We start from the raw sequence: 9,781 nt of genomic DNA on the forward strand, positions 1-9,781 counted from the left end.
ACTGTGCGGGGGTAGTCCGACGAAGCGAAAATATTTGATTTTCTACTTCTGGCCTACTCCCAACGAAAAAGCTTTCTAGCTGAATTCAATTTTATGCGTTGGAATCCAGTTAAAAAGCTTATTTTTTATTCAATTATGACGTTTAACATAGCTTACTTGACATCTATTTCGTTAAAATTATGCGTATGAATTGATTTAAATAGCCCTACTTGGTCACAACTTCCTCGGGCCAAATTTTGACGCTTTTATTTAATAAACATTGCATCCCCAAAACTAAAGAATCGATATTTCTCAGCTACTGCATGTTCGTATGCTTTTAAGATTTTTTCACGATCATAAAAAGCACTCACTAACATCACTAACGTTGATTGTGGTAAGTGGAAATTCGTGATTAAATGGTCCACTACTTTAAATTGATAACCTGGTGAGATAAAAATAGAAGTCCAGCCAGAGCTTGCGACGATTTCGCCATTATGTTCAGAGGCAATTGTTTCTAAAGTTCGCACACTCGTCGTTCCGACTGCGGTAATTTTGCCACCATTCGCTTTTATTTGACGAATTTTGGCCGCTGAATCTTCGCTTAACATATAGTATTCGGCATGCATTTCATGTTCTTCAATTTTATCGGTCGAAACCGGGCGAAACGTTCCTAATCCAACATGAAGCACCAATGGAATAATTTCAATTCCCTTGGCTTTTACTTTCTCAAGTAATTCTGGAGTAAAATGAAGTCCCGCTGTTGGTGCAGCTGCTGAACCATTTTCTTTGGCATAGACGGTTTGATAACGATCAGGGTCATCTAAGCGTTCTTTTATATACGGTGGTAATGGCATTTGACCTAGGGTTTCTAATAATTCTAGAAAAACTCCTTCATAATGAAATTCTATCATGCGACCACCATGGGTTAACTCTTTGGTAACTGTCGCTTTTAATTGTGCATTGTCACCAAAATGAATTTCAGTTCCCACTTTGGCTCTTCTAGCTGGCTTAATTAAACATTCCCAATGATTACCTTCTGTATTATTCAGTAATAATACTTCTAAATGTCCACCAGTATCTGGTTTTACACCAAAAATTCGCGCGGGAATAACGCGTGTTTCATTAACGACTAAAGCATCACCGGGATTTAAATAATCAATAATCTCAGTAAAATGAGTGTCTGTTAGTTCATCATTTTCACGGTCTAATACTAATAACCTCGAAGAACTGCGATCACTCAAGGGTGTTTGGGCGATCAATTCTTCTGGTAATTCATAATCAAAATCTTTTGTAGTTAACATTAATTAATAATCCTCGTTTTCTAGTAAATATGGATAGCCTAAATGAGTATAAGCTAATTCGGTGGCGACACGACCTCTTGGCGTGCGTCTAATAAACCCATTTTGTAATAAGAAAGGTTCATACATATCTTCGACTGTTTCACTGTCTTCACTAATATTGATGGCGAGCGTCCCAATTCCGACAGGGCCACCATTGTATTCTTCGATTAAAGTTCTCAATAATTTCCGGTCAATTGGATCCAAGCCTTTATCATCGATGGCTAAGACTTTTAGCGCTCTTTGAGTTAGCTCTTTGGTAATGCGACCGTCCCCTTCAACTTGAGCAAAATCTCGCACTCGTTTTAAAATACGATTAGCGATACGCGGTGTGCCTCGACTCCTTAAAGCAATTTCCAATGCACCGTCAGTCGCAATTTTGGTATTAAAAACTTCGGCATTACGGTTGACAATCAAATTGAGTTCTTCCGTTTCATAATAACGCATATGAGCAATGATTCCAAAACGATCGCGTAATGGCTGTGTCAACATTCCTGCACGAGTGGTTGCCCCTATGAGAGTAAAAGGTGGTAATTCAAAATGAACCGGATGAGCAGTTGTGCCTTGGCCAATGATGATATCGACATAATAGTCTTCCATTGCTGAATATAGAACTTCTTCAATTAATCTTGGCATCCGATGGATTTCATCAATAAATAGGACATCTCCCGGATTTAATTCATTTAGTAATGCCAATAAATCACCTGGTCGTTCAATAGCGGGTCCACTGGTCGTTTTAATTCCCACATTTAATTCATTAGCAATGACCATTGCCATTGTCGTTTTACCTAGCCCAGGAGGCCCATAAAGGAGGACATGGTCTAAGGCTTCTTGTCGTTGTTTGGCTGCTTGAATATAAATAGCCAATTCTTCTTTTAATTGTGATTGCCCAATATACTCATGTAAATATTGAGGTCGTAAACTAAAATTTTGACTGTCTTCAGCTAATTTTTCGCCAGAGACTAAGCGTTCTTCTTCCATACAGGCGCTCCCTTTCTATTTATTTAATAATAATTTAAATGCTAAACTTAACGCTTCTTGTGTCGTTTGACATTGTGCTTGTGCTAATGGTTTTTCAATACGCTTAATTTCGCGTTGAGAATAACCTAAACCAGCTAATGCCTCGGTTACTTCCGTCATTAATTGCGTGTTGGTACCAGCCACCATCGTATCGGCTGTCGTTGGGGAAGGCTCACTATGATCCAATAAATCACCCAATTTGCCTTTAAGATCTAAAATAATTTGTTGAGCTGTTTTTTTACCTACTCCAGGGAACTTCGTTAAATAATTGCTGTCTCCTGATTCGATGGCTTGCACTAGTCCTTGATGATCGTCTGCTGCTAAAATCGACAAGGCGCTTTTAGGTCCGATGCCAGATACTTTATTTAAAGTTAAGAATAAAGCTTTTTCCTCTTGATCGTTAAAACCATATAAGGTATGGGCATCTTCTCTAACAACTTGTTCAACATATAGTTTAATTTCTTGATCTTGTTTTGAAGCATATTTAAAAGGATTGGGTGCTAAAACACGGTATCCAATTTGATTGACTTCAATCACTAAATAAGTGGGAGCGATGTGTGTCAGCTTCCCAATTAAATATTCATACATTTAACTCTACTCCACATATTGAATATAGTCAGCATAGCCTTGTGCTTCCATTTCTGCTAATGGTACAAAACGTAATGCTGCTGAATTAATACAGTAACGTAAACCACCCAATTCTTGTGGCCCATCTTCAAATACATGACCTAGATGCGAGTCCGCATTCGAGCTTCTAACTTCTGTACGGGTACGTGCTAAAGTATTGTCAACATGCTCTGTTAACATCGCTTCTTGAATTGGACGTGAAAATGATGGCCAACCACACCCCGCATCATACTTATCAGTACTTGAGAATAATGGTTCCCCGCTAACGATATCTACATAAATCCCTTTTTCGTAGAAATCATCATATTCACCTGTAAATGGTCTTTCGGTTGCATTTTCTTGTGTTACTTTATATTGTAACTCGGTTAATTCACTTAATTTTTCTTCATATTCTTTTTTTGCCATTTTATTTCCTCCTTTAAGCACGATGGCCACTCTCATGAGCATCCATAATTCGCTTAAATAATTTTTCTAATGTCGTTTGATTAAATTCAACAAAAACCGGTCTACCATGAGGACAATGATATGGATCTTCTAAGTCTGCCATCTCACGAATTAAAGCTTTCGCTTGAACTTCACTCAAGTAATGATTAGCTTTAATGGCTCCGCGACAACTTTGCATAATAATCGATTTTTCTAATAATTGATTCACAGTTAAATTAGGTTCTTCATCTAATAAAGTGACTAAATCATGAACGGTCTTTTCGACTTGTTCTTCATTTAACCAATTTGGATAACTTTCTAATTGATAAGTATTAGGTCCGAATGAAGATAAGCTTAAGCCTAATGCCTCAAAACGCTCAAGCAAGGATTCCACCACTGCCGCTTCAGCTGGAGAAAAATGAAAAACAAAAGGTAATAATAAATGTTGTTGATCAAATTCTGTCGGTTCGTTTTTCATCAAACGTTCATACCGTATTTTCTCTTGCGCTGCGTGTTGATCAATTAAATAAAACCCTTCTTCGCTTTCAGCAATTAAATAGGTTCCATGAATTTGGCCGACATATCTTAAGTCATAAAAAGGAACCTTTTGGGTATCCCAAGTCGGTGTTAACGCTGATTGATTAGCCTTAAAATCTGGATTATTATTAGCTGATAACGTTGGCTGATGATCGCTAAACTCCTGTGAAGATGGGTCATAATCTTTCAGAGACGAAACGTCACGACGATCTTCTGGATTAGACCTAGATGTTTCCCGTCTTTCAATAGGATGATGATGTTCATTTCGCTCATTTTCGTAGTGTTCTGTTGACTCATCAATTTTACCATATTTTTCTTTATTTTCATCATGATTTGATTGTGATGGTGCTTCCGAAAGATTTGAATCCAATTGAGCCTCTTTTACTGTTGGATGAGCGGTTAAATCAAAAGGCAAATCTTCATACTGAATTTTCTCTTTAGTTCGTGATGTTTTAAACCCTGGAACATCCTCTACTTGTAATTGTGGTACTGGGTTAACCTCTTCAAGCACACCATTGACAGCTTGGGTTAATAAAGCACCTAGTTCGGATTCTTTACTTAAGCGAACCGTTTGCTTGGTAGGATGCACGTTAACGTCGACTAATTGGGGATCTAATTCAATATTGATAATCGCAATGGGGTAACGCCCAATCATTAATTGCCGACCATATGCTTTTAATAACATTTGGGTTAAGGGATAACTTTGAATAACGCGTCCATTGATTAACCAATGAATATAATACTTAGAGGTCCGCGTTAATTGAGGTGGCGATACATAACCACTAATAATAAAGTCTTCATCTTCTGCTGCTACGGGAATCAGTTGACGCGCGATTGAAGGTTGATAGACATTCGCAATCGCCTGTCTTAAATCACCTGTTCCATAAGAGCTAAAAATCTGACTGCCATCATTAATTAAAGTAAAGCGAATCATGGGGTATGCTAAAGCAATTTGTTGCACAAAATTTAAAATATGACGAATTTCAGTTTTTAAACTACTCAAATGTTTTAAACGGGCCGGTGTATTATAAAATAAACTTTCAACGGTCATGACGGTACCCGGACGTGGTGCGGTGACCCCTTCTTCAACGATTTCAGACCCATGAACTTTGATAAAATAACCTTGATTAGCCGGAGTGCCGGTCATTTGATTAACGGTTGATTCAATGGTCATTTTACTGACTGACGCAATACTAGCAAGCGCCTCTCCACGAAAACCTAAAGACTGTATTTGGAATAAATCGTGGACATCATAGATTTTACTAGTAGCATGCGGTAAGACCGACATGAGTAAGTCTGATTGTTCCATTCCAATTCCATCATCACTAATTCTAATAAGTTGAATACCCGCTTCTTTTAATTCAATCAATATTTTAGTACTTTTCGCATCAATGGCATTTTCGACTAATTCTTTTACGACGGATGCTGGTCTTTCGACAACTTCACCCGCAGCGATTTGGTTAGCTAGTTGTTCGGGCATTTGTCGTATGATTCCCATCGCTTATCCCTCCTAACAAATGTAATTCTATAACTATTTTATTTTATTTTGTAATTGCATTAAAGTCGTTAAGGCTTCAATAGGTGTCATTTGATTAAGATCAAGTTGTTTTAATTCATCAATAACCGCGGTATTTTCTGAATTATTTGAAGGTGTATTTGCATCAAAAATCCGTTCATCAAATAAAGGGATGGCATCAGCATTGGTTCTGGTCGGTGCTTGTTGTTCTAATTGGGTTAAAACTTCCCGACTCTGTAATATTAAGGAATCAGGTAAACCCGCTAACTGGGCAACGTGAATACCATAACTTTTATCGGCAGGTCCATCTAAAATTTTATGAAGGAACACGACTTTGCCATCTTGCTCAATCGCACCCACATGGATGTTTTTTAAAACAGATAACCTTTCTACTAATGTGGTTAACTCATGATAATGCGTTGAGAAAATGGTTGCTGCTTGCACTTCATTGGCAATATAATCAATAATCGCTTCAGCAAGCGCCATACCATCATAAGTAGCCGTTCCACGTCCTAATTCATCAAATAATAACAAACTATTAGCGGTTGCACCCCGAATCGCCGTATTGGTTTCCATCATTTCTACCATAAAGGTACTTTGACCGGTAGAAATATCATCAGAACTACCAATTCGCGTAAAGATTTTATCGACCATTGGTAGTGTTGCTGCTTTTGCAGGAACAAAACAACCAATTTGGTTCAATATCACACAATAAGCTACTTGTCGCATATAAGTTGATTTACCAGACATATTCGGACCGGTTAACAATAACATTTTTTGATCATTCGTAATCAATAGATCATTCGGAATAAATTTCGATTGGCCAATTAAATGCTCTACTACGGGATGACGACTATCCGTTAATTTAAAATACCCCTCTTCTTGACTAATGGCTGCTCGCACATAATTTTCTTCTTCGCTAAGTGCAGCAAAGTTCGCCAATACATCTAAAGCCGCGATTTGATGCGCTAATGCTTGTAAGCCGGGAATATAAGGTAAAACATCTTTTCGCAATTGAGTAAACAGTTGATATTCTAAGTTAACCGATTTTTCTTGAGCTGTTAAAATGGTCGTTTCCAATTCTTTCAGTTCTTCGGTGATGAACCGTTCATTATTCGCTAAAGTTTGTTTACGCTCATAACGCTCATCATTTAATTGAGCTGCTTGAAGACGGCTAATTTCAATATAATAGCCAAAGACTTTATTAAATCCCACTTTTAACGTTTTGAGCCCTGTTTTTTCACGTTCACGCTGTTGTAATTCCGCTAACCACTGATGACCATTCGTTAAAGCATCTCTAAAGCGATCTAAATCTTGACTCACTTGGTCACGAATCAGCTCACCTTCGGTAACCGAAATCGGGGGTTCTTCCACTAATTGAGAATCAATTAAAGTATACAATTCATCAAATGAAGGTAATAAATCAAAGACTGGTACGGTTAAAGATTGTTGAATGACCGATAGCACTTGATTAATGGGGCCAATTTGACTTAAAGAGTAACGTAATTGATCCAAATCACGGGCATTGGCGTGTCCCATACTAATTTTCGTCACTAAACGTTCTAAGTCATAAACATTCGCCAAGTAATCGACTAATTCTAAGCGTTCAAAATAAGCATTTTTTAATATTTCAACTTTCTGATGACGAACTTCAAGGTCTGACTGACTGAGTAAAGGTTTATCTAACCAACGTTGTAAAAGTCTTCCGCCCATCGCTGTTTTGGTTTTATCTAATAACCATAATAAACTCCCTTTTTTACGTTGGGTACGCAATGATCTGGTTAACTCTAATTGCGATTTTGTATAATGATTCATTTGTAAAAAATCACTAATTTCATATCGCTCAACGGGTTGAACAAAGTCATTCAGTTGTTTTTGAACACTCATTAAATATTGGAATAAAAAGGTTAATACTTTCTCTTCAGCTGGAGTCGTATCTTTTAAGGTCCAAGGTTTAACGGCTAAAGCTTCAGTAGGATTAAATTCGGTGAAATAACTGGTAACTTGTTGTTTTAATTGAGTTTTAAAATAGTCATCTAATGATTGACTTAAAACAATCTCACTCGCTTCAATAGCTCTTAATTCGTTAATAAATAAATCTTGATTAGCCGTCGTCGTAAGTCGAATTTCACCTGTTGAGACATCTACATAAGCGATATAATATTGGCCTGCTTCGTAAACAAATGAAGCTAAATAATTATTTTCTTTTCCAACTAAAGCTTCATCTTCAAGAATGGTTCCGGGTGTCACCACACGAATCACATCGCGTTTGACCATCCCTTTTGTTAATTTAGGATCTTCAAGTTGTTCACAAATCGCAACTTTGTGACCTTCTTCGACTAATTTTCGAATATAATCTTTTGCAGAATGATGTGGAACCCCACACATAGGAATTGGATTATCTGCATTTTTATTACGTGAAGTTAAGGTAATTTCTAATATATTTGAAGCTTCAATGGCATCTTCATTAAATAGTTCGTAGAAATCGCCTAATCTAAAAAATAAGAACGCATCAGGATATTGAGCTTTTAAATCATTGTACTGTTGCATCATTGGGGTTTGGGCTGATTGTTTTGCCATACGATTTCTCCTTTCTATCTAGTTATACATGACGATACTTACGTGTTTTAAATCGTTTTTGGTTTGTCATATAAATCGGTTCAATACTTAAGGCCGAACCTGTTTGGTTATCCAACTCAATTACACAGCCACTTAATAACAATTCATTTGTCTCTGATTGTTCTAAACGCATCGGTAAATGAGTCGAAAACTTTTGAACGACTTGTTGGTGATTAAAGCCGATCACACTATCTAATGTCCCGGTCATACCAACATCAGTTTGATAAGCTGTCCCTTTAGGTAAAATACGCGCATCATTAGTTTGTACATGAGTATGGGTACCAACGATAGCTGAAACTTTTCCATCGAGTAAATAGCCTAAAGCTTGTTTCTCACTGGTAGCCTCTGCATGAAAATCAATAAAAATAAAGGGGGTTTCTTTGCGCACTTCCTCGATTATTTCAGGTAGATAAGTAAATGGTTCAATACAAGCATTCATAAAAACACTTCCCAAAACATTAATGACCGCTAATTTTTGTTGATTCACTTTAAGATAAGTAATGCCTTGTCCTGGAGTGCCTTTTGGTAAATTAACAGGTCGAACTAAACATTGGGCTTTTTCAATAAATTGGTAAATTTCATAATTATCCCAAGCATGATTACCTAAAGTCACGATATTAGCGCCCATCGTTAATAACCATTTGTATAATTTTTCTGAAATTCCTCTTCCGTCTGATATATTTTCGCCATTAACAATTGTCACTTGTGGACGATGCGTTTGTTTTAACTCCGGCAAAAACTCCTTTAAAGCTGCTTGCCCTTTTTTACCTACAACATCACCTATGAACAGTATTTTCATTATGTTCCTCTTTCTAATTTTTTCATTCTCTCTATTTTATCAATCTTTGAGAGAAAAATAAAGAAAGGGAGTAGAATAGGAAATAGAAAATTAAATGATTTTCACTTCGTTTACCTTTCCCCCGTCCATTTGGGGATTGGCAAGAAGTAAAAAATTGAATAGTTTTCGCTTCGTCTTTCCACCCCTGCACAGTTGGGAATTGGCCAGAAGTAAAAAATTGAATAGTTTTCGCTTCGTCTGCCTAACCACACAAATTTATGCTCAATTTTTTAGTTTTTACTTTTAATGAAATCATGCTAAGGCTAGGATTATTATTTAATCTTGAACGGGTTTCGTTTTTCGATAGCGATTCAAAACTGCTGTTGGTAAATGACATAAATAACGATCTTCTGGATAAATATCTAAATGATTTTGATGAATCAAAGCGCTGGCAATATAATTTGTCAAAGGCTTCACTTCGACTTTGATTTTATCCGCATCATCACGTGCCTCAATATATTGTCGCGCTATTGTTAAAGCCTCTTCTTTTTTACTGTAGATGCCAGTGCGGTATTTTTCTCCCTTATCAAATCCTTGCTGATTTAAACTATAAGGATCGATGATTTCAAATAAATAATCTAACAATTGAATTAAGGTTATTTTTTCTGGGTCATAATCAATCTTCACACATTCAGCATAACCATCATAAGGTCCCTCTAGAGAATTCTTGGTCCCATTGGCTCTACCAGCTTCCACTTTATGAATTCCTATTATTTCTTTAAAAAAGTATTGCACACCCCATAAACAGCCTCCGGCTAAGTATATTGTCTCGATAGTGGTCACTCCTCTTAATACAGTGTTGTTACTTCTAGTATCTCATTGAACAAATTTTTTCTCAACTTTCAAAGTATAATAGGATAGTGTCAAATTATTGTTGGTTTTCCT

8 protein-coding genes are annotated in these 9,781 nt (G+C 36.8%); all 8 read right to left on the bottom strand.

The genetic code is table 11. The annotated features are described in order from the left end of the window. Positions 1-245: 245 nt before the first annotated feature. The 8 genes from queA to HMPREF2811_RS05250 all read right to left on the bottom strand — a co-directional run bounded on the left by queA (position 246) and on the right by HMPREF2811_RS05250 (position 9,679). Positions 246-1,280, bottom strand: a complete 1,035-nt coding sequence (gene queA, locus HMPREF2811_RS11560) for a tRNA preQ1(34) S-adenosylmethionine ribosyltransferase-isomerase QueA (RefSeq protein ID WP_071408399.1) — start codon at positions 1,278-1,280, stop codon at positions 246-248. 3 nt (positions 1,281-1,283) lie between these two features. Beyond that, on the bottom strand, positions 1,284-2,297 hold the full coding sequence (gene ruvB, locus HMPREF2811_RS11565) for a Holliday junction branch migration DNA helicase RuvB (RefSeq protein ID WP_071408400.1): 1,014 nt from the start codon (positions 2,295-2,297) through the stop codon (positions 1,284-1,286). A gap of 15 nt (positions 2,298-2,312) precedes the next feature. Continuing rightward, positions 2,313-2,924: a Holliday junction branch migration protein RuvA gene (ruvA, locus tag HMPREF2811_RS05225; RefSeq protein ID WP_071408401.1), complete on the bottom strand. Its 612-nt coding sequence runs from the start codon at positions 2,922-2,924 to the stop codon at positions 2,313-2,315. Positions 2,925-2,930: 6 nt separating this feature from the next. Further along, positions 2,931-3,368, bottom strand: a complete 438-nt coding sequence (msrB, locus tag HMPREF2811_RS05230) for a peptide-methionine (R)-S-oxide reductase MsrB (protein ID WP_071408402.1) — start codon at positions 3,366-3,368, stop codon at positions 2,931-2,933. Positions 3,369-3,381: 13 nt separating this feature from the next. Next, the gene (gene mutL, locus HMPREF2811_RS05235) at positions 3,382-5,421 is read right to left on the bottom strand and encodes a DNA mismatch repair endonuclease MutL (RefSeq protein ID WP_071408403.1); all 2,040 of its coding nucleotides are present in this window, start codon (positions 5,419-5,421) and stop codon (positions 3,382-3,384) included. 33 nt (positions 5,422-5,454) lie between these two features. Next, a complete protein-coding gene (gene mutS, locus HMPREF2811_RS05240) occupies positions 5,455-8,019 on the bottom strand; it encodes a DNA mismatch repair protein MutS (RefSeq protein WP_071408404.1) in 2,565 nt (854 codons plus the stop codon). Between the two features lie 22 nt (positions 8,020-8,041). Further along, positions 8,042-8,857 carry a TIGR00282 family metallophosphoesterase gene (locus HMPREF2811_RS05245; protein WP_071408405.1) on the bottom strand — a complete coding sequence of 272 codons (816 nt, stop codon included), beginning with the start codon at positions 8,855-8,857 and terminating at the stop codon, positions 8,042-8,044. A gap of 315 nt (positions 8,858-9,172) precedes the next feature. After that, positions 9,173-9,679 carry a peptide-methionine (S)-S-oxide reductase gene (locus HMPREF2811_RS05250; RefSeq protein ID WP_210386547.1) on the bottom strand — a complete coding sequence of 169 codons (507 nt, stop codon included), beginning with the start codon at positions 9,677-9,679 and terminating at the stop codon, positions 9,173-9,175. Between the last annotated feature and the right edge of the window lie 102 nt (positions 9,680-9,781).

Source organism: Globicatella sp. HMSC072A10 (assembly GCF_001811625.1).
GTDB lineage: Bacteria > Bacillota > Bacilli > Lactobacillales > Aerococcaceae > Globicatella > Globicatella sanguinis.